15 protein-coding genes, 1 pseudogene and 2 CRISPR repeat arrays (1 of these 18 only partly in view) are annotated in these 20,936 nt (G+C 40.7%); of the genes and pseudogenes, 14 read left to right on the top strand and 2 right to left on the bottom strand.

The window, feature by feature from the left end; translation table 11 throughout:
- Both VF06_RS43550 and VF06_RS31980 read left to right on the top strand, forming a co-directional pair.
- Positions 1–296: pseudogene (locus VF06_RS43550) on the top strand (hypothetical protein); the annotation flags it as partial.
- A 65-nt stretch (positions 297–361) separates the two neighbouring features.
- On the top strand, positions 362–1,996 hold the full coding sequence (locus VF06_RS31980) for an acetate--CoA ligase family protein (protein ID WP_257208146.1): 1,635 nt from the start codon (positions 362–364) through the stop codon (positions 1,994–1,996).
- Positions 1,997–2,019: 23 nt separating this feature from the next.
- Here the strand turns inward: VF06_RS31980 and VF06_RS43545 are convergent, their stop codons facing one another.
- Positions 2,020–2,220 (bottom strand): hypothetical protein, encoded by a 201-nt coding sequence (locus tag VF06_RS43545; RefSeq protein WP_099073247.1) that lies wholly within the window; start codon positions 2,218–2,220, stop codon positions 2,020–2,022.
- A 233-nt stretch (positions 2,221–2,453) separates the two neighbouring features.
- Here VF06_RS43545 and VF06_RS31970 point away from each other — a divergent pair, with 233 nt between their 5' ends.
- Complete coding sequence (locus VF06_RS31970) at positions 2,454–3,044, top strand: thioredoxin family protein (RefSeq protein WP_099071836.1); 591 nt, start codon at positions 2,454–2,456, stop codon at positions 3,042–3,044.
- A 111-nt stretch (positions 3,045–3,155) separates the two neighbouring features.
- On the opposite strand, the gene VF06_RS31965 is transcribed toward VF06_RS31970, so the two are convergent.
- Positions 3,156–4,118: a helix-turn-helix transcriptional regulator gene (locus VF06_RS31965; protein ID WP_099071835.1), complete on the bottom strand. Its 963-nt coding sequence runs from the start codon at positions 4,116–4,118 to the stop codon at positions 3,156–3,158.
- A 142-nt stretch (positions 4,119–4,260) separates the two neighbouring features.
- Here VF06_RS31965 and VF06_RS43540 point away from each other — a divergent pair, with 142 nt between their 5' ends.
- The 11 genes from VF06_RS43540 to cas2 all read left to right on the top strand — a co-directional run bounded on the left by VF06_RS43540 (position 4,261) and on the right by cas2 (position 19,099).
- Complete coding sequence (locus VF06_RS43540; RefSeq protein ID WP_099071834.1) at positions 4,261–4,482, top strand: DUF6888 family protein; 222 nt, start codon at positions 4,261–4,263, stop codon at positions 4,480–4,482.
- A 73-nt stretch (positions 4,483–4,555) separates the two neighbouring features.
- Positions 4,556–4,747 (top strand): DUF6887 family protein, encoded by a 192-nt coding sequence (locus VF06_RS31955; protein WP_099071833.1) that lies wholly within the window; start codon positions 4,556–4,558, stop codon positions 4,745–4,747.
- A gap of 55 nt (positions 4,748–4,802) precedes the next feature.
- Positions 4,803–7,946: a CRISPR direct-repeat array (repeat unit 37 nt; unit sequence GTTTCAATCCCGTTGCCGGGTTTCATTTAATAGAAAG).
- 355 nt (positions 7,947–8,301) lie between these two features.
- Complete coding sequence (gene cas3, locus VF06_RS31950) at positions 8,302–10,437, top strand: type I-D CRISPR-associated helicase Cas3' (protein ID WP_099071832.1); 2,136 nt, start codon at positions 8,302–8,304, stop codon at positions 10,435–10,437.
- A 102-nt stretch (positions 10,438–10,539) separates the two neighbouring features.
- Positions 10,540–13,461: a type I-D CRISPR-associated protein Cas10d/Csc3 gene (gene cas10d / locus VF06_RS31945; RefSeq protein WP_099071831.1), complete on the top strand. Its 2,922-nt coding sequence runs from the start codon at positions 10,540–10,542 to the stop codon at positions 13,459–13,461.
- Between the two features lie 64 nt (positions 13,462–13,525).
- Positions 13,526–14,530 (top strand): type I-D CRISPR-associated protein Cas7/Csc2, encoded by a 1,005-nt coding sequence (cas7d, locus tag VF06_RS31940; protein WP_099071830.1) that lies wholly within the window; start codon positions 13,526–13,528, stop codon positions 14,528–14,530.
- A 221-nt stretch (positions 14,531–14,751) separates the two neighbouring features.
- Positions 14,752–15,534 (top strand): type I-D CRISPR-associated protein Cas5/Csc1, encoded by a 783-nt coding sequence (gene cas5d, locus VF06_RS31935; RefSeq protein ID WP_099071829.1) that lies wholly within the window; start codon positions 14,752–14,754, stop codon positions 15,532–15,534.
- Positions 15,503–16,363, top strand: a complete 861-nt coding sequence (gene cas6, locus VF06_RS31930; RefSeq protein WP_099071828.1) for a CRISPR system precrRNA processing endoribonuclease RAMP protein Cas6 — start codon at positions 15,503–15,505, stop codon at positions 16,361–16,363. The genes cas5d and cas6 overlap by 32 nt, the downstream gene beginning before the upstream one ends.
- Before the next feature lie 317 nt (positions 16,364–16,680).
- Complete coding sequence (gene cas4, locus VF06_RS31925) at positions 16,681–17,301, top strand: CRISPR-associated protein Cas4 (RefSeq protein WP_099071827.1); 621 nt, start codon at positions 16,681–16,683, stop codon at positions 17,299–17,301.
- 67 nt (positions 17,302–17,368) lie between these two features.
- Positions 17,369–17,563, top strand: coding sequence for a hypothetical protein (locus tag VF06_RS31920; protein ID WP_099071826.1), 195 nt, complete (start codon positions 17,369–17,371; stop codon positions 17,561–17,563).
- Positions 17,564–17,831: 268 nt separating this feature from the next.
- Positions 17,832–18,809: a type I-D CRISPR-associated endonuclease Cas1d gene (gene cas1d / locus VF06_RS31915; RefSeq protein WP_099071825.1), complete on the top strand. Its 978-nt coding sequence runs from the start codon at positions 17,832–17,834 to the stop codon at positions 18,807–18,809.
- On the top strand, positions 18,806–19,099 hold the full coding sequence (cas2, locus tag VF06_RS31910) for a CRISPR-associated endonuclease Cas2 (protein ID WP_099071824.1): 294 nt from the start codon (positions 18,806–18,808) through the stop codon (positions 19,097–19,099). The genes cas1d and cas2 overlap by 4 nt, the downstream gene beginning before the upstream one ends.
- Before the next feature lie 280 nt (positions 19,100–19,379).
- Positions 19,380–20,936: a CRISPR direct-repeat array (repeat unit 37 nt; unit sequence CTTTCAATTAAATGAAACCCGGCAACGGGATTGAAAC); it runs 373 nt beyond the window's last position.

Here is a 20,936-nt window from a genome sequence, read left to right as displayed (position 1 = left end):
GCCCTCTAACTTCTGCCTTTCTTATTGATGACTCTCACTTAAAAGGCAATATTTTCTCAAATGTAAATGCTAGCACTAACCAGGGTAATCCACAACCTCCCGATAGCGTGCCCAGCCTCAATCAGTTGTCTCTAAGTGAAACCATTGCTAATGCTTTGTATTGGTTTATATTTTTACTGTTTCTCGTTCCGATTCTGGATACTCTCGGACTTCGGGAAGCCTTACAACCAGTACAAGCTTTAATTACAAAGATTTTGGTAATTCTGCCAAACATTTTAGCGGCGGCGCTAATCGCCACCAAAACTACGAATCCTATGCCCATCTATTCGCTCAAGTGGCATCACAAGTCAGCAAGTTGGATATGGAGTTGCACCTCAACCACTGGAGTGTTAAGCCATACGAAAAATGCACGCGAATTAGTATCGAATCTCTACACGAACGCACAACCAGAGAAGTAGTTTATTTTGTTTGGGATTGGTTTGAAGCCATTACCCAAGACGAAGACTTCAACTTTGAAGATCGGCTAATCAAGCTGCAAATGAGATTCCGTGCCTCTGTTTATGGCGGCCCCACAGTCTACGCCCTATTGCGAACAGCCCAGGAAAAAGGTATTCCCGCATTTTATCTCTGGGAAGAAGGATTGATGCAATACGGTTTTGGGAAAAAACATGTCCGGGGGGTAGCAACAACATTTAACCGTGATAGCCACCTAGATTCGGAATTTACTACCCGCAAAGACGACTGTAAAGCATTTTTGAAAACTTTGGGTTTTCCAATACCTGAAGGCGATATTGTCTTTACTGAAAAGGAAGCATTAGCAGCAGCCAGAGAAATTGGCTACCCAGTGGCAGTCAAACCAGTGGTAGGCCACAAAGGAATTGGCGTCACGGCTGACGTGCAAGACTCAAAAGAACTAGAATCTGCTTACAAAAGGGCACTTGCAGCGATTCCCGAAGACCAGGTGACGCGAATCATAGTAGAGCAAAGCATCTCTGGTTCGGATTTTCGCTTATTGTGCGTCAATGGTAAATTCGTTGCTGCCACAGAAAGGCGTCCCGCATCAGTTGTTGGTGATGGCTACCTAACCATCGCGGAATTAATTCGTCAAGAAAACCGCAAACCTGCACGTTTAGATTCACCCACTTCCCCCATGAGTAAAATTCTGGTGGACGATGCGATGGAACTTTATCTAGACGAACAGCGTTTGTCATTAAATAGTGTGATTGAGAAAGGACGCACCGTCTACTTACGTAAAGTCGCCAATCTTTCCGCCGGGGGTATGAGCATCAATGCAACCAATACCATTCATGATGATAATATTATCCTCGCCCAAGATATTGCCCAACACTTTCAGCTGACATGTTTGGGTATTGATGTGATTGCCAAAAATCTCTCAGATTCTTGGAAATCAAGTAACTTCGCAATCTTGGAAATTAACGCTGCACCAGGAATTTTGATGCATTTGAAACCTTCTGAAGGTGAAAGCGTTGATGTGCCTTCTCATATTTTAGAAACGTTTTTTGAGTCTGGCACAGATGCGAGGATACCGATTATTACCTTTAATCAAATCTCCGTTGAAGACCTGCAAACAACAATTGACCATATTCTTTCACAACATTCCGATTGGACAATCGGCGCTGTTTGTCGTGATGCAGTTTTTGTGAATCGCTCTAAAAAAGTATTAAGCAAAAATTACAACAGCAACGTTCAAACTTTATTGCGTCATCCCAAACTAGATTTGTTGATTGCGGAATATCCGGAAGACATATTAGAGCAAGAAGGTATGTTTTACCAACGTAGTAACATCGTAGTTTTGGAAAATCCCACCGAAACTGAGATGATGTTAGCGCGGGATGTTTTTGATAGTTCTACTGTGGTGATTAGAAAAGGCAACGATATTTCTATTCGCCGCAAAGGATTAATTGAAGATTACACTTTGGGTGAAGATGAACCATTTACACGGGTTTATTTAAAAGAAACTGGAGCAATTTTGTGAGTTACAAAAGTTTTGCCCAGTACCTAACTTGAACGACCTGCGGCAAATATTTGTTCTGCTGTCAAATTCAAGTCAGGAAATGTTTGGGAGATCGGGCGTTCTGTTCTCCCAAACTGCTTTCCTTGGTAAATTCCATCAATTAATTCGTAGCGTACATCATCCAGATAATCTGCAACAAACGTATCAAAGCTCAGGCTACCTATATTACTAGTGGCTGAGACCATAGAGATTTGCCCTTCTAGATTTATGATTAAAATAGGGTTGCTACTTTTAACTATTTTAACTATCTTTGATATCATCAAAATTTTACTCACGTACAGACGCGATTAATAGCATCTGTAACCACTTGCCATATTTTTGGGAAGCCCTTCGAGTCAGCTAAACAAGAGATTTTTGATAATTCCCCACAAATTGCTAGAGTTAAAGAGACTACTTAATAAGTTTTAATAATTCTGTTATGAGTACTGGTTTACCAACGAATTCCCCTGAAAAGTCTGAATCCACCTTTGGGAAACGTTTGAGGAACTTCTTAGTTGCCATCGTCGCCATCGCCTTGAGTGTTGCGTTTTTCTTGGGATTGCGAACTGAAACAACGTCAGCTTCCCTAGCGAAATTAAGCGAAGCCTCCACACCGCTAGAAGTAGCAATGACCAACGGTAAACCATCTCTAGTGGAGTTTTATGCTGATTGGTGTACAGTTTGCCAAAAAATGGCACCGGATATTGCTCAACTAGAAACACAATATGCTGACAAGCTAAATTTTGTGATGTTGAATGTGGATAATACCAAATGGTTGCCAGAAATGTTGAAATATCGCGTGGATGGGATTCCGCATTTTATCTTTTTGAAGCCTGGTGGTGAAACTATTGCTCAGGCGATCGGCGATCAACCCCGGACAATTATGGCTAGCAACTTAGAGGCTTTAGTTACTGGTTCATCTCTTCCCTACGGTCAATCTAGCGGACAAGTTTCTAAATTCTCAGCCCCAGTAGCACCAACGCCAAGTCAAGATGACCCCCGCAGTCATGGCAGCCAAGTAGTAAATTAGCAATTGGGGATGGGGAGTTAGGAGTTAGGAGTTAGGAGTTAGGAGTTTGGAGTTTGGAGTTTTATCTCCCTCATCTCCCCATACGCCATGCGCCATGCCCTACTCCCTTTTTCAAAACTTTTCCGATACTTTCTCATATTCTTTTTTGATTTCATCAGCTAACTGTTGGGGACTTAAAATTTGAGCGTTAGCGCCATATTTTAAGATGCGCTGGCGAAACCAAAACCAATAATCTACTGTTGCTTCGATGTCGCAGAATTTTCCTTCTGGGTCGCTATAAATAATCACTTCATCTTTGCGACGGGGTTGATAATTAGATAATTGTCCACTGGTGCGATAGCGAATTTTTAGTGTGGGAAAATCACAGGATACCCAATGAGTATTGGATGCAGCGCCAACACTGGCGATTTTATCTAAGCGAAAAATATGATTTTGGTCGATGTTGTGCCAATAGTCAAATCGCCAAGAACGCCAGTCGGGGATAAATGCAAATAGATAAAAAAGACCGTCATGTAATCGCAATTCTGAACGGTCAATATCCCAAATTCGTCCTTCTGTTCCTGGTTTACTTTGATAGCGAATAGTATAGCGACATTGTTGTTGAAAGCGTTCTTGGAGTTGGCGAACAATGATATCTAATTTCTTCTCGCTATAATCAACTGGCGGACTAAAATCAACTTTAATAAACGCTGGAATATCGGATTCTGTTAAGTTACCAATACGTTGAATTTGGCTTGCTTGCGCCGAAAAGCCCATGCCAGCAAGGAAATATGCGGCTGTTGCCAGGGCTTCTCGCTGTTGGGTTGAGAGAAGAACAGGGAAATTGGAATCAAGTAGTTTGTAGGGGCTGTGAGTTCCACTGGCAATTTCAATACCGCAGTCTCTGAGTTTGCGAATTGTGCGGGTGATTTTTTGCTTCACATCACCATTATCAGGAGATTTCCCGTGTTCTTCCAGAAATATTGAGAGTAATTCTGTTAATTCTTCACGCGATCGCGGTTTTTGGGCTAGAAGTTTCAATATTTCCAGAGCAAAGGCCATTTGGTTGTAATTGCCGTCACTTTTGGAAGACATGCTTTGAGGACGTGTTACCAAGAAATTTTGTAATCAAAATAATGATTATATAGCAATCCTAATTAAGTTATGGCAAAATACAAAACCCCAGAAGGCTTAGGGTAAGAGATTTGAAAAAATTCTGAATAATAAAGGAGGTGAGATGGAGCCAACGCCAGAGCAGTTGAAATCCTTCTACCGTATGTCGGTGAGAATGAGCAATCTGCTGCGACCAATAAATCTAGTGCGAATGGACGAAAGGACAAAACGCATAGTAACGTTAGTCAAAAAGCAATACAGTTCAGTTAAGCATTTTCTCTTTCTCTCTGCGTTCTCTGCGCCTCTGCGGTTCGTTAAAAAAATTAATCTTTACAAAGAGTTTTAGCCTTAACTGAACCGTATTGAGTCAAAGAGACAATAGAGATAGAAATTTATCCTAACGGGGAGGTGGTTACAAAATGACACAGCCCAATTTTGCAAACATGACGGATGCTGAATTACGAGCTTACGTATTGCAAAATCCGGAAAATACTGAAGCTTTTCATGCTTATGTCGATCGCTTGCACGCGGCTAATCCAAATCCAAGACTAATGTCGATTGAAGAGGCTGAAGCTGAATTGGAAAAAAGAGTTAATCAAGGTCAAAAATAGTAGATAAATTAAAAATCTTGACAGTGCTAAGTGAAAATCTAGCACTCTTTATTTTGTTTCAATCCCGTTACCGGGTTTCATTTAATAGAAAGCTGCCCAGGTTGCAATATCTTGTCGAATTGTTGGTTTCAATCCCGTTGCCGGGTTTCATTTAATAGAAAGTCAAGTTGGGTTCCGTGCCTTGTTTTTCATCCATGCTAGTTTCAATCCCGTTGCCGGGTTTCATTTAATAGAAAGCAACGATCTACGCCAGAGCGACAACTTCCCACACCAACGTTTCAATCCCGTTGCCGGGTTTCATTTAATAGAAAGAGTCCGGTGGCGATTCCCCAATCAGTCGCCCATTGAATGTTTCAATCCCGTTGCCGGGTTTCATTTAATAGAAAGCCAGTGCAAGTCATCGTCGCTCCAAGTTTTAGATCCGGTTTCAATCCCGTTGCCGGGTTTCATTTAATAGAAAGGAGGAATAATTGCTCTTTGGATTAGTAATCAGCGATGTTTCAATCCCGTTGCCGGGTTTCATTTAATAGAAAGGTAAACCGCCTCGGTAACTTGGGTATAAACTTCAGTTTCAATCCCGTTGCCGGGTTTCATTTAATAGAAAGTCTAGTTGCTTCAACGATCCTGCCACAATCACACTGGTTTCAATCCCGTTGCCGGGTTTCATTTAATAGAAAGGATCGGTAATGTAGCGAACTTGTCCGTCAAGGCGGTTGTTTCAATCCCGTTGCCGGGTTTCATTTAATAGAAAGTTTAGGTGCGTGTGGGGTACGGTATTAGATGCTCTGCATAGTTTCAATCCCGTTGCCGGGTTTCATTTAATAGAAAGTAGGGGTGACGCCGACATCTATATCTAGGATGCGATGTTTCAATCCCGTTGCCGGGTTTCATTTAATAGAAAGTTGGCATACTCATATGCAGGGTGTTTAGCATCTGGCGGTTTCAATCCCGTTGCCGGGTTTCATTTAATAGAAAGATTACGATCGCAACACAAAAACCGTACATAACCACAAAAGTTTCAATCCCGTTGCCGGGTTTCATTTAATAGAAAGCAACTATTCTTCGATCAGCGATCGGGTTACGGGCTGGTTTCAATCCCGTTGCCGGGTTTCATTTAATAGAAAGATGTTCTGACAGATAGAGCTATCACTCACGCTAAAGGTTTCAATCCCGTTGCCGGGTTTCATTTAATAGAAAGTGCCAGTGATATTAATCATGTGATAATGCTCTTTGATTGTTTCAATCCCGTTGCCGGGTTTCATTTAATAGAAAGGGTAGATTCTTCTAATACTCGTTTTTACGCTTCAAGTTTCAATCCCGTTGCCGGGTTTCATTTAATAGAAAGGCGATCGCCCTTACTGGTAAAAAAGACAAGCGGAATCGTTTCAATCCCGTTGCCGGGTTTCATTTAATAGAAAGCTGGTATTTGAAGAATCAATGGAATAAAGGGGATAATGTTTCAATCCCGTTGCCGGGTTTCATTTAATAGAAAGGTCGATTCGTCAAAATCGGCGATAAATTGTTCAGGACGTTTCAATCCCGTTGCCGGGTTTCATTTAATAGAAAGCTAAGTTTTCAAACATTGCAGAGTTTTGTAAGTGTTTCAATCCCGTTGCCGGGTTTCATTTAATAGAAAGTAAGTCACTTATATTTAACGAGTGCCATAACTTATCGTTTCAATCCCGTTGCCGGGTTTCATTTAATAGAAAGATAAACCCCAAGGTGGGTACAAAGACTTTGAAGAGTTGTTTCAATCCCGTTGCCGGGTTTCATTTAATAGAAAGTGTTGGTGCTGGAGGTTCCCCCGCAAGCCACAGTTTAGTGTTTCAATCCCGTTGCCGGGTTTCATTTAATAGAAAGTCCGTATCCGAACGAGTACGGTACTCCAGATCCATATGTTTCAATCCCGTTGCCGGGTTTCATTTAATAGAAAGGTAAATAGTTGTCACTTCCAATATAGGTTATGTTATGTTTCAATCCCGTTGCCGGGTTTCATTTAATAGAAAGTAGCTGACACAGACTCTTTTTTGATAATTATTAATTGTTTCAATCCCGTTGCCGGGTTTCATTTAATAGAAAGTGGTTGTGAATGCGTACTCCCACGATGGGGTCTGATTTTGTTTCAATCCCGTTGCCGGGTTTCATTTAATAGAAAGTTGATTGCTGATAACAAGCTTGCAGATGCTATTTATGTTTCAATCCCGTTGCCGGGTTTCATTTAATAGAAAGCTGGGGTAGCGACGGCGGCGCTGAAGATACTTCGACCAGTTTCAATCCCGTTGCCGGGTTTCATTTAATAGAAAGTTTATGCCCACTCTGGGCGTACAAATCACGGTGGAAAATTGTTTCAATCCCGTTGCCGGGTTTCATTTAATAGAAAGTCCCAAGCATCCCCGCTGTAAGACTTCCCACAGTACCCAGTTTCAATCCCGTTGCCGGGTTTCATTTAATAGAAAGCTGAGTTGCAATAGGCCTACCATTTTTATCGAGGTTGTTTCAATCCCGTTGCCGGGTTTCATTTAATAGAAAGTGCCATTCATAGCTCTTGTGCTGCTTGTCTTCTCTCATTGTTTCAATCCCGTTGCCGGGTTTCATTTAATAGAAAGTCCTTAACTGGAATAAGACAATCATACCCTTCATAAGTTGTTTCAATCCCGTTGCCGGGTTTCATTTAATAGAAAGTCCATTCTTGAGATTCATCCTGGTGCCGGTGGCAAGTGTTTCAATCCCGTTGCCGGGTTTCATTTAATAGAAAGTTAGGATCTGTTAGCAGTTCGTAGGGTGTAGCTTCACGTTTCAATCCCGTTGCCGGGTTTCATTTAATAGAAAGTTAAACCGTGCCAATAGTTGACAATTACATAGGATGTTTGTTTCAATCCCGTTGCCGGGTTTCATTTAATAGAAAGATAACACCTTCAGAGTATAAATCACGGTAAGATTTTGTTTCAATCCCGTTGCCGGGTTTCATTTAATAGAAAGATGGCTGGTGTGTAATGGAACCTATAACCAATCATTTCAGTTTCAATCCCGTTGCCGGGTTTCATTTAATAGAAAGTGGTGACACTGTTTGGCAAACTCACCCTAAGTTTTGTTTCAATCCCGTTGCCGGGTTTCATTTAATAGAAAGTGTTTTGACTATGTTGAACGGCTATGCATAGTGATGTTTCAATCCCGTTGCCGGGTTTCATTTAATAGAAAGTCCGCCAGCCAGAACCTAGTGATAAACCAAGTTCTAGAAGTAAATTTGGCAGGACTGTTTTAAAAGTCCATTTCAGCCGTTGCAAACAGCGAACTCAACAATACTCCAAAGGCTGAAAGTATTGAATTGTCAAGGTTCTGTGGATTTGGCGGGAGGTGGGGGGTTTTTGCCCGTGCTTTCCCCTGCCAAAAATTAACTTGGTTCAGATTATAAGCTCATTTTCCCAATTCCACAAAATCTAACTTTACAAAAGTTATCTAGGGTCAAGCAAAGAAAAAGCATTGATATCAATTTTTGATGCCAATATTCCCGAAACCAGTACTAAACTGGGTGCAAATAACACAGGGTAAGTCAGGTGAAGCTTTTTTTACAACCCCTCTACTCTCAACTCAACCCAGGAGTTGAGAATTGTCCGCTTGGGTGTATTGCTGAATGTCTTGTTGCTCAAAAGGCTCCCAAGCTTCAGCCACCATCGGGATGTGTTTGTCCTCTGTCATCGCACCAAGGGAAGACATATAAGGAAATTATACATGGAGATGCAGATATTATTTGCAATCAAGCTGCAACTGGTGATGGGAAGACTCTGGGTGCAAATTTACCAGGATTAATGAATCCTGATTTTCGGATTATGGGGTTGTATCCGACAATCGAACTGGTGGAAGACCAAGCCGAACAGCAAAATCACTATAATGATTTGTTTGGTTTGGATGCTTCTCAACGAGTAGACCGTTTATTTGGTGCCCAATTAAGTAGGCGGGTGAAGCAAGCAAATAAAAGTAACAAGTTTCAAGAATTACTGTTAGCGATTCAACAAAAGCCAATTTTGTTGACTAATCCTGATATTTTTCATTACATTACTCACTTTCAATATTTTGACCCGGCTGATGGGAGAGATAGACTACCGTTGGTATTGGCGGAATGGCCTGATTTGTGGGTGTTTGATGAGTTTCATATTTTTGGTAGTCATCAAGAAACTGCTGTTTTAAATAGTTTGGCTTTTATTCGCCGCAGTCAAGAAAATCAATGTCGTCCCCGGCGGTTTTTGTTTACTTCTGCAACGCCAAAAGCTGATTTTATCGAACAATTACGCAAAGCAGGTTTTAAGGTGGCTGCGGTTGAGGGTGTTTATGCAAATGAGGAAAGGACTGGGTTTCGCCAAATTTTGCAAGCTGTGGAATTAGAGTTTGTGGAATTAGGGAAAGATGCAAACACGCAGACATGGTTGCAGGAGATGATTCCGAGAATTCAGGAAATTTTCAATGCAGAGTCAAAAGCCAGGGGATTGATTATTGTGAATTCGGTGGCGAAAGCTGGTCAGGTGACTCGTTTGCTAAATGATATATTACCAGGGGTTGTAGTTAAAGAAGTTAGCGGACGTATCGATCGCCAGCAAAGATTACAGGTGCAAAATGATTTAAAGAATGCAGAAAAACCTGTTTTAGTGGTGGGTACGTCTGCGGTTGATGTGGGTGTGGATTTTAAAATTCACTTGTTGATTTTTGAAAGCAGTGATTCGGCGACGGTGATGCAGCGTTTGGGACGTTTGGGTAGACATCCTGGTTTTAACGCCTACACAGCATATATTTTGATTCCGAGTCATACTCCTTGGGTGATGGCGAGACTGCAAGAAAAACTCAATCCCAATGCAAGGGTGACGCGGGATAGTTTAGCAGATGCGATCGCTTTTGCCTTTGACCCACCAAAGGAGTTTGAAAATTATCGCAAATCTTGGGGTGCATTGCAAGCACAAGGAATGTTTTGGCGGATGACTCAAGAGAATGCCAAAGTTAGTAAAATGATACGCGATCGCATGAGTGAAGATTTGCAGCGCGTATATTCTCAAGATTTTGAATCAGCACGCAAACAATGGTTTGCAATGCAAAATAATCCTATTGGGAAAGCTACCCAAAAACAACTTTTAAGTTTTCGTGGAGGTTCAACTCTCCAAGCTGCGGTTTGGGATGACAAAAATTTTTATACTTATGATTTACTACGATTATTACCTTATGCGCTGGTGGAAATTATTGACCGCGAGACATTCCTCAATGCCGCAAATCAATTAGGACAAGGTGAAGAAGAATTTCCAGAAGATTTTATCAATGTTTATCTTCGCATTCAGGAATGGGTTGAGCAGCGGATTGATAATATTAGTTTACAATCTAACCGTCAAAGCAGTGAAATTAAGTTTGGCGAACTTTGCTTGATAGATAAATTAAGCTTAATTGGACATCCTCAATCTGATGTAGTTACTTGTTTGCGGCAAAATAAATTACTGACTTTTTTAGTACCAGTTAACAAAAATAAATTGAGTAGCCATTGGGAAGTTAGCCGGACTCTAAATCTCAGTCCCTTATTTGGTTTATATCGTTTAGTTGATGCTAGTGAAGAAGCTTATGCTTGTGCATTCAATCAAGATGCATTACTTTTAGAAGCTTTAAAGTGGCGTTTAAAGAAATTTACTAGTACGCGATTTGAATATTCGATATTTTAAAGAAGAATACAGAATTCAGAATTCAGAATTAAAAACCTCCTCTGCGAAACTTTGCGCTTACCTCAGCGTACCTTTGCGTTTAAAAATAAATTCCACACAATTATGTCTACTCTACTCCAAACACTAATACTTGAAACTCTCCCAGAAGATACAGACCCGATTTTACGTTTGTATATTGAGAAGTTATTACCATATCTCGAACAAGAATTTTCTTTAATTTCAGCTTTGGGTGGTTCTTATGAAGCACATTATCAGATATTATTTCAACTTGGAGACTCCTACGCTGAAGAAAAAGCACAAAAATGGTCAAGTCGCGCCGACCAAAACTTATTAGTTCACGTTCTCAATGGCTTATTAACAGCTTGGAACATTAGTAAATATTTACCCCAACCTTTATCAGACATTGAAAAATATCTCCTGTGCTTGGGACTAACTCTACACGATTACAACAAGTATTGCAACGGACAAGGAGAAGAAACGCCGAGAAATTATGAAGTCGATGAAATTATAAATCTCTGCCGTGATTTAGGAGAAAAACTCAACTTTCAATTATTTTGGTCAGGATGGCAAGAATATATCAGTGAAATAGCTTACTTAGCACAAAATACCCAAAACAAAGTCGGTACAAATATTTATCCAGCTAACTGGCCTGTTACTAAAATTAAAGACCGTCGTCGTTTAGAAACTCCTTTGCGTCATCTGCTTGCTTTTGGTGATATTGCAGTACATTTTAGCGACCCTGGAGATATAGATACCCAAACTGGAGGTGACAGACTGCGGGAACGACTGCGGTATTTAAATATTAATAAAAATTTGGTTTATCATCGCTTGCGAGATACCATCGGTATTTTAAGTAATGGCATTCATAACGCTACAATTCTGTTTGCCAAACAACTGAATTGGGAACCAATTTTATTTTTTGCTCAAGGTGTAATTTATCTAGCGCCAGCAGAAAGCCAAACTCCAGATATTCACGAACTCCAAGGATTTATTTGGCAACAAATCAGCGGAGTCTTAGGAAGTAAAATGTTGGGTGGAGATATTGGTTTCAAGCGAGATGGTAAGGGTTTAAAAGTTGCACCCCAAACCTTAGAATTATTTTCTCCAGCAGAACTAATTCCCAAACTACCACGGGTAATTGAAGTCAAAGTAGCAAATCAAAAAGACCCTGCTACTCCGAAACGTTTAGATAAATTATCTTTAACGGAAAACGAGCGAGAATTTCTCAATCAAGGTGCGGATATCCGTGCTGATAGAATTGCTGAATTTATTTTTCTCACCCAGAAAGAGTTTTTTGATGATTCAACTGAATACATCAATTGGATGCTGAATAAATTAGGAGTGCAAGACAAAATTTCATCAGAACAAACACAAATACAAGCGGGAGGTGTCAATTATGGATGGTATCATGCAGCAGCATATTATGTTGCTAACCATGCAACTTTGAAACCAGAAGATATTTCTCAAAACATTCAAATTTGGGCTGAAGATTTAGCAAATTGGGCAATTGAAAATAATTTACTTCCATCACATTCTAGCCCAATTCGCGATATTTTTTATGAGTACTTAACTCAATATTTAGAAGTCAAAGGATGGGAAAGCAGTTATTCGTCATTTGGTGCAGAATTTACAGCTTATGCCAATGCAAAAACCAAGGCGGGTAAACAGCCGATTTGTTCTTTAAGTTCTGGTGAATTCGCATCTGAAGACCAAATGGATTCTGTGGTTTTATTTAAACCGCAGCAATATAGTAATAAAAATGCTCTGGGAGGTAGACAAATTAAACGCGGTATTTCCAAAATATATGCTTTGGAAATGTTACTCAGACAAGCTTTTTGGTCAGTTCCAGCCGGAAAATTAGAAGAACAACAACCGATATTTTTATATATTTTCCCGGCTTATGTTTATTCTCCACAAACGGCTGCTGCTATCAAATTATTAGTCAATAATATGAAGTCGATGAATCTTTGGGATGTCCGCAAGCAATGGCTAGATAATGAGATGAAGATTAATGCTTTACAATCAGTGACTTGGTTAGATGAGGAAGTAGAATTAGGGCGTTTTCATGGTGATAAATACAATAAAGAAGACTTGCCATTTATGGCAATGAACTACACAACAACCAGAGGAAAAACACTCACCGATGCGTGGGTACAACCAGCTTTTCTTGCTTTATCGCTTCCCATATTACTAGGAGTCAAGGTAATAGCTACTAGTAGTTCGGTTCCACTTTATAACAGCGACAACGACTTTAAAGAGTCTGTAATTCTGGATGCACCAGCCTCATTTTGGAACTTACTCGGATTACCTAATGCATTGCGAATTCAAGATTTTGAAAATGCCATGCAACGGCTTTTAATTGCCTATAGTTTGCATTTAGATACTCGCAGTTCTCGCCCGGATGCCAAATGGCGAGATTTAATTAAAACAGTCAGAGAGGTGACAACAAATGTCCTGAATATTTTTTGTTTAGCAACAGAAAAATTGCGGAGTGATAAACGAGATATACCCAGCCAAGACGAAGTTAAACGTTATTGGCAATATGCAAAAGCTTGGTTAAAACAAGATAATTCCAAAACCAATCAAGGAGCCTATTTCATGACATTAATTGAAAAATTAGTCAAACAATATCGAGTATTTTATCAAGCCAATACCAGCGAATCCAGTCACACAATTTTACTACCCTTATCGAAAGCATTGGAAATAATTTTATCAGTTCCCCAACAAATTGATGTCGATGATTTAATTTTGCAAGCTTCCGGACAAATCAAAGATGCACTAGCGCGTCAAGAAGTCTACAAACGTCCTTTAATGATGGATAAATCAATAGATAGAACCACAAGAGAAGAACGAGAATTAACTGCAATTCATGAATTTATGATAACCTGCGTCCGGGAATTATTTCTAGAAGTTTATAAAGGCGATCGCGCCTTATTACAAGAAAACCGCAACCGCATCAAATCAGGCGCAGAATTCGCCTACCGTTGGTTAGCCTTGCAAGAAAAATCTGCTAAAACAACCTAATTTTTTATATCTCAAAACTCTCCGCGCTTCTGGGTGATACAAAATCAACAAAAGGAACAAAACCATGACCATTCTTTCATCCTTAAAACCCCAATTCCAAACCACATTTCCCCGCCTAGCTTCTGGTAAATATATCCACTTCATCATGCTACGCCACAGCCAATCATTCCCCGTATTCCAAACAGATGGAATCCTCAACACTGCACGCACCCAAGCCGGTTTAGCTAATACAAACGAAAGCCAAAAACAAATCAGCCGTTTAGTAATGTTCAAACGCAAACAAACCACCCCCGAACGACTGTCTGGACGCGAATTATTACGTGGTTTAAATCTTACCAGTGCTGAGGAAACAAATAAAGATAAATATTGTGAATATAACGGCGAAAAATCTTGCAAAAAATGTCCAGATTGTATTATTTATGGATTTGCGATCGGTGATAGTGGTTCCGAACGTTCTAAAGTATATTCTGACTCCGCTTTTTCTTTGAGTGCTTACGAAGAATCCCATCGCAGTTTTACATTCAATGCACCCTTTGAAGGGGGAACAATGAGTGAAGCCGGAGAAATGCGAAGCAGTATCAACGAATTAGATCATGTTATTCCAGAAGTGACATTTCCCACAGTGGAAACCCTGCGCGACTCTACCTATGAAGGCTTTCTCTACGTTTTGGGTAACCTACTACGCACTAAAAGATACGGCGCACAAGAATCCCGCACGGGAACAATGCGAAATTATCTGGCGGGAATTGCATTTTGTGATGGCGAAATCTTTAGTAATTTGCATTTTACCCAAGCACTCCACGATGCTTTAAAAGGTGATATAGATGCACCCATTAGTGATGTTTTACAACAAGTAGAAACTGTGGCGAATAATTTACTCAACGATGAACCTGTACGCAAACATAAATTAATCTTCGGTTCCCAGTTAGATGATTTAGTTGGTGAAATTAACGCACTTTATCAAGATGAAGGACGTTTACTAGAAACCATAACTGCACTTTATGGACAAACTAAAGCTTATGCAGAATCCTTTGGAGCGTTGAAAAAGAAAGGGAAAAATAATTCCTAATTATTTTCTCCTCGTAGTAACGCACCATCGATAAATTAAGGTGCGTTATGCCGTAGGCTAACGCACCCTACTAGCGTGTCTAGCCTTAAATGTTGGAATAGATTTGATTGTGGGATGGGTGTCCTCACCCGTCCGGGCGGGCAAGATGCCCACCCCACAAGAGTTTATTAATGCACTATTTTAGCTTTGTCACGCTACTACAAAATCAAAACTTACTTCTTATGGCATTATATCATTGTACATTGACGTTACATGATAACGTTTTCTTCGCTACGCGGGAAATGGGAATTCTCTATGAAACTGAAAAATATTTACACAATTGGGGACTAAGTTTTGCACTTTTCACTATTAATTACATTCCCCAACCATATCGATTGCAAGGAGAATTGGCACAAAAACCAACATATTTAGATGCAACCGCCGAACAAAATCTACTACATCTAAATCAAGCGGGAATTTATATATTTCCTGCTCAGCCTATTAGTTGGTCTTATCAAATTAATACTTTTAAAGCGGCTCAAGTCGGGTATTATGGCAAATCAAAACAATTTGGTGATAAAGGTGCAGAAAAAAATTATCCAATTAATTACGGTAGAGCTAAAGAATTAGCTGTTGGTAGTCAATATCGCACTTATATTATCGCTCCAGAGACTATTAAAATACCACGTTGGATACGTTTGGGTAAATGGGCTTCTAAAATCAGAGTTGAAGCAATCAAAATTCCTGAGCAAGTGATTCAAAATAAATCTGGTGATTACACTTGCTTGCATCCTTTAAATCCCTTAGATTTGCCAAGTCATACTCGCATACTACTTTATAACCGCATTGTCATGCCTCCTGTGAGTTTAGTAAGTCAGGCACAGTTACGCGGTGAATATTTAACAACTAAAAAAGATGATTGGCAAGATTTTAAATCAACACTAAGTCATCAACAATTACCAGAAGAAATTCATCTACCAACAGGAGTATTTTATGGAGCAGGAAACGTTGTTGCCACAGCCTAAATTTTCGACATTACATTCAATCGTTGTTGAACTTGCAGCTGCGGATGTGGGAGAAATTCCCCCTACTTTATCTCGTGCGTTACACGCCTTAGTACTCAAATGGTTAGCAACTGCAAATCCATCTGTAGCGGAAAGTATCCATGCAAGTCAAAATTCACCATTGACTATTTCGCCTTTGTTGGGAAATCGTCGTCAAGGTGGGGTGCGTGTGGGAGATTATTTTTATTTTCGTATTGGTTTATTGGATGGCGCTTTAGTTGAACCATTGATGCGGGGATTTGAACTATCAGAAACTCAATCTTTGGTGTTAGCAAATTTCCCGTTTATCTTGCGTCAAATCTATGCATTACCGGGAACGCATCAACTAGCAGGTGCGGCTGATTATGCTTTATTATCAAATCCGCCACAGGTGTTAAATGATATTGAATTGCATTTTTTATCGGCTACAAGTTTTAAACAAAATCAAGCAGTGCAGACATTTCCGCTACCGGAATTAGTGTTTAATTCGCTGCATCGGCGGTGGAATATTTTTGCACCGGAACAATATCAGCTTCCAAATTGTGAATGGAATGCTTTGGTGACAGCCTACGAACTGAAAACTTATGCCCTGAAGATGGAAGGAGGAACGGAAGTTGGGGCGCAAGGTTGGGTACGCTATCGATTTAGTGATGCTGAAATGGCAAAGATGGCGACTATTTTGGCGAATTTTGCTTTCTTTGCTGGGGTAGGACGCAAAACAGCTATGGGAATGGGACAGACGCAATTGGGAATTCAAAGTTATAAGCAAAAGCCTCGTCAGTATTTACGCAAAGGTGATGAAAAATCGTAGACGCGGAGCGGCTTGCCGCAGGCTACCGCAGAGGACGCAGCGAAAAGTCGGAGCGCCGGCTTCCGGCGTACACCGAAGGGGTTGCCGCAGGCATCTGAACTTTTCAAGACAGAGGACAGGGAGAAATAAGAGTTTAAGAGTACTCCAAGTAATAAAATGCCCAATTGTCATTGCGTTCGCGTAGCGTCTCGTAGAGAGCAAAGCGAAGCAATCGCAATGACTGGGATTGCTTCGCTTCGCTTGCAATGACAGGTTTTGGATCATTTATTTTTTGGAACACTCTAAGAGGTTTTTTCAGGTTTTGAGGTGAATGTGAAATGAAGGAACAGTACTATTTACCACTTGCTTATTTAAATGCTTGGGAATATTGCCCGCGACGTTTTTTTCTGGAATACGAACTTGGGGAAAATGCAGATAATGAACATATTATTATTGGTCGGCATTTGCACCGCAATGTTGATGATGAAGGGAGATATGTTGAGGGTGATAAGGTAATTTATCGACATCAGTGGGTGTGGTGCCATCGCCTCTTCATCAACGGTATCATCGACGCGGTTGAAGCACAAGACAACCAGCTAGTTCCTTTGGAATTCAAAAAGGGACGCATGGCAAACCACCTCAACGACCATTTTCAACTCTGCGCTGCGGCTTTGTGTTTGGAAGAACGCACCAAAGATACCATTCCCTATGGTGAAATTTTTTACTACGCTAACCGCCGCCGGGAACGTGTAAATTTTACACCAGAACTGCGACAAGCCACAGAACAAGCAATTCAGGCGGCGCGGGCTGCCATTGATAAAGCAATGCCACCACCAATTGAACATCCGAAAAAATGTCGAGATTGCAGTTTGCAGAATATTTGCTTGCCTAAAGAAATCAAAAAATTACGTTTGGAAACTCCTCTCCAAACTGCTGCCCTGCAAGGAGAGAAGCTTTAACTAAATCTCTCTTTTCCGTTTTCTCTTTTTACAAACTACGGTATACACGTTCTCTCGACCTGCACCTTTGTTGCATCAACCTGCACCTTTGTTGCATCAACCTGCACCTTTGTTGCATCAAGCTACACCTTTGTTGCATCAAGCTGCACCTTTGTTGCATCAAGCTGCATCTTTGTTGCATCAAGCTGCACCTTTATTGCATCGACCTGCACCTTTGTTGCATAGACTCGCAAAAATTAACTTACCTACTAGCGTGTCCTAGCTAAATTAGTGCATAAGATTTAGCTCTTGTGGGGTGGGCATCTTGCCCGCCCGGACGGGTGAGGACACCCATCCCACAATAAAATTTATTGCAATATTTTAGCCTTGTCACGCTACTACCTTATGCCTGACTTTTTACTCTTATCTAGAAAAACCCTCTCCAAACCTTTTCTCTACAAAGAGAGACGCTTTAACTAAATCCCCCATTCCCTCGTAAGGAAGGAGGCTAGGGGGGTTAGGTTTTAAACAATTACAAACAAAGGAAAAACATGTCTATTCTTTATGTAACTCAACCCGATGCAGTTTTAAGTAAAGCCGCCGAAGCTTTTAAAGTCGCCTTAAAACAAGAAGATGGCAACTGGGAGAAAAAATCCGTTGCTGCCCAAACTATCGAACAAGTGGTGTTAATGGGAAATCCTCAAATTACTGGTGATGCTTTGGTGTATGCTTTGGAATTGGGAATGCCCGTACATTACCTTTCTGGCTTCGGTAAATACTTGGGTTCGGCGCTTCCTGGATACTCGCGTAACGGTCAGCTGCGGCTGGCGCAGTATGCTGCTTACTGTGACGCTGCCCATCGTTTGGAAATTGTAAAAACTATCGTCATTGGCAAAATCCACAATCAATATAATGTTTTATACCGCCACCAGCAAAAAGACAATCCGCTAAAATCTCGCAAGCAGTTAGTCAAAGAACAAACAACTCTCGATGAAGTACGCGGCGTGGAAGGGTTAGCGGCGCGAGAATATTTTGCGGCTTGGTCGGCGATGCTTGAGGAACAATGGTCATTTAATGGCAGAAATCGCCGTCCTCCCACTGATGCGGTAAACGCGTTATTGGGGTTTGCCTATGGACTTTTGCAAGTGCAGGTAACGGCTGCGGTACACATGGCTGGTTTAGACCCCTACGTTGGTTATTTGCACGAAGCCACCAGAGGACAACCCGCAATGGTTCTCGATTTAATGGAAGAATTTCGCCCCTTAATTGCTGATAATTTAATTCTTTCGGTTATCACCCACAAAGAAATCAAACCTACTGATTTCACTGATAATCTTGGTGCTTATCGACTTTCGGAAGCTGGACGCAAACAGTTTTTGCAAGCCTGGGAACGCAAAATGAACGATGAGTTTAAGCATCCCATCTTTGGCTATCGTTGCAGTTATCGCCGTGCCATTGAATTGCAAGCACGTTTATTAAGTCGGCATTTACAAGAAAACGTACCTTATAAAGCCCTGACGTTGCGATGAGTACTTTGTTTTATCTGGTAATTTACGATTTGCCCGATAGTAAAGCGGCGAATAAGCGGCGAACAAAACTACATAAAATGCTTTGTGGTTACGGAACTTGGACGCAATACAGCGTATTTGAATGTTTTTTGACCGCCGTACAATTTGCGAAACTCAAGGTGCAAGTTGAAAAGTTGATTAAACCAGCCGAAGATTCAGTGCGTATCTATGTGTTGGATGCTGGCGCAGTGCGTAAGACTATTACCTACGGTTCCGAACAACCTCGACAACAGGAGACGATAATCTTATGATGTTTGACTGTTGATTGTTGACTGTTGATTGACAACTTCCACAACAGGAGACAATAATATTATGATGCTAATACAATGCTAGTAAAGTTTTTTGGCAGGGGAAAGCACGGGCAAAAACCCCCCACCTCCCGCCAAATCGTCAGAACCTTGACAATTGAATATTTTTAGCGTTTTGAGTTCTGTTGAGTTCGCTGTTTACAACGGCTGAAATCGACTTTGAAAACACTCCCGCCAAATTTGCTTCTAGAACTTGGCCTATAACTACGTTCTGGCTGGCGGACTTTCAATTAAATGAAACCCGGCAACGGGATTGAAACATCAAAAAGCCCTGGAATGCTTTACACGTTCCAGCTTTCAATTAAATGAAACCCGGCAACGGGATTGAAACATTCTGCTGTGCCGAATGTCAAGCCGCCGTCATCTTTCAATTAAATGAAACCCGGCAACGGGATTGAAACTAACCTTGGATAAATCTGTCCTACTGTTGGAAGTGCTTTCAATTAAATGAAACCCGGCAACGGGATTGAAACATCTCGCCGATTGGTTGAATTAACACCTACACTTCTTTCAATTAAATGAAACCCGGCAACGGGATTGAAACTCAATCAAGGCTTTCAAATCCTGTTGTCTATGTTCAGACTTTCAATTAAATGAAACCCGGCAACGGGATTGAAACAAAAAGTCACTCTTTAAACGTCTTACATTTAACAACTTTCAATTAAATGAAACCCGGCAACGGGATTGAAACCAACAGTTACATCCCAAATTACTAGCGCTTTAACTTTCAATTAAATGAAACCCGGCAACGGGATTGAAACACACGCTCGAACGGCTTGCACGTCAACAGCAAACACTCTTTCAATTAAATGAAACCCGGCAACGGGATTGAAACAGTATAGTTGCACCCTGGATTAATAAAGAAAATAACTTTCAATTAAATGAAACCCGGCAACGGGATTGAAACTTTCATTAGAAACACTAGCTTATATACCGTACTTTGCTTTCAATTAAATGAAACCCGGCAACGGGATTGAAACTTTAAGTTCTATACCTGAGATTGATGTATGACAACCTTTCAATTAAATGAAACCCGGCAACGGGATTGAAACATAACCTTCCTATTTCGTAATTACCAAATCCAAATAACTTTCAATTAAATGAAACCCGGCAACGGGATTGAAACTCTAGAAGATTAGGACAAAGATAAAATATAAGTGCTTTCAATTAAATGAAACCCGGCAACGGGATTGAAACACTTATATAAAATCTCTATATACCCGGTTAACCCCAAACTTTCAATTAAATGAAACCCGGCAACGGGATTGAAACAATATAGAGGGCAATTAGGGGCTTATTGGTGTGCTAGCTTTCAATTAAATGAAACCCGGCAACGGGATTGAAACGATAATATGTTTTCTGGTTTTTCAGTAATATATACCCCTTTCAATTAAATGAAACCCGGCAACGGGATTGAAACTCTCGGCTGACATCTCCCAAAAGTTATCTTGATTCTTTCAATTAAATGAAACCCGGCAACGGGATTGAAACGTTTTACCACTTCCGTCTAATCCTTCAAATGCGATCCCTTTCAATTAAATGAAACCCGGCAACGGGATTGAAACTGAGGTATCCGCCATTGCTTCGGGCTTCTGACTGAACTTTCAATTAAATGAAACCCGGCAACGGGATTGAAACTCTTTCATTGATGTGCGCTATCTCTACTGGACTAGGACTTTCAATTAAATGAAACCCGGCAACGGGATTGAAACTCTTTGCTGGTGGGACAATCTGTAATTCGTGGTGACTTTCAATTAAATGAAACCCGGCAACGGGATTG

It is taken from the genome of Nostoc linckia z4, assembly GCF_002608075.1.
Lineage (GTDB): Bacteria > Cyanobacteriota > Cyanobacteriia > Cyanobacteriales > Nostocaceae > Nostoc > Nostoc linckia.
This window is presented reverse-complemented; position numbering and strand designations above follow the sequence as displayed.

What these genes read in the sequence shown, in the direction of transcription:
- VF06_RS31980 (WP_257208146.1), top strand. Translation starts at nt 362, where the DNA reads ATGGAGTTGCACCTCAACCACTGGAGTGTTAAGCCATACGAAAAATGC.
- VF06_RS43545 (WP_099073247.1), bottom strand. Translation starts at nt 2,220, where the DNA reads ATGGTCTCAGCCACTAGTAATATAGGTAGCCTGAGCTTTGATACGTTT.
- VF06_RS31970 (WP_099071836.1), top strand. Translation starts at nt 2,454, where the DNA reads ATGAGTACTGGTTTACCAACGAATTCCCCTGAAAAGTCTGAATCCACC.
- VF06_RS31965 (WP_099071835.1), bottom strand. Translation starts at nt 4,118, where the DNA reads ATGTCTTCCAAAAGTGACGGCAATTACAACCAAATGGCCTTTGCTCTG.
- VF06_RS43540 (WP_099071834.1), top strand. Translation starts at nt 4,261, where the DNA reads ATGGAGCCAACGCCAGAGCAGTTGAAATCCTTCTACCGTATGTCGGTG.
- VF06_RS31955 (WP_099071833.1), top strand. Translation starts at nt 4,556, where the DNA reads ATGACACAGCCCAATTTTGCAAACATGACGGATGCTGAATTACGAGCT.
- cas10d (WP_099071831.1), top strand. Translation starts at nt 10,540, where the DNA reads ATGTCTACTCTACTCCAAACACTAATACTTGAAACTCTCCCAGAAGAT.
- cas7d (WP_099071830.1), top strand. Translation starts at nt 13,526, where the DNA reads ATGACCATTCTTTCATCCTTAAAACCCCAATTCCAAACCACATTTCCC.
- cas5d (WP_099071829.1), top strand. Translation starts at nt 14,752, where the DNA reads ATGGCATTATATCATTGTACATTGACGTTACATGATAACGTTTTCTTC.
- cas6 (WP_099071828.1), top strand. Translation starts at nt 15,503, where the DNA reads ATGGAGCAGGAAACGTTGTTGCCACAGCCTAAATTTTCGACATTACAT.
- cas4 (WP_099071827.1), top strand. Translation starts at nt 16,681, where the DNA reads ATGAAGGAACAGTACTATTTACCACTTGCTTATTTAAATGCTTGGGAA.
- cas1d (WP_099071825.1), top strand. Translation starts at nt 17,832, where the DNA reads ATGTCTATTCTTTATGTAACTCAACCCGATGCAGTTTTAAGTAAAGCC.
- cas2 (WP_099071824.1), top strand. Translation starts at nt 18,806, where the DNA reads ATGAGTACTTTGTTTTATCTGGTAATTTACGATTTGCCCGATAGTAAA.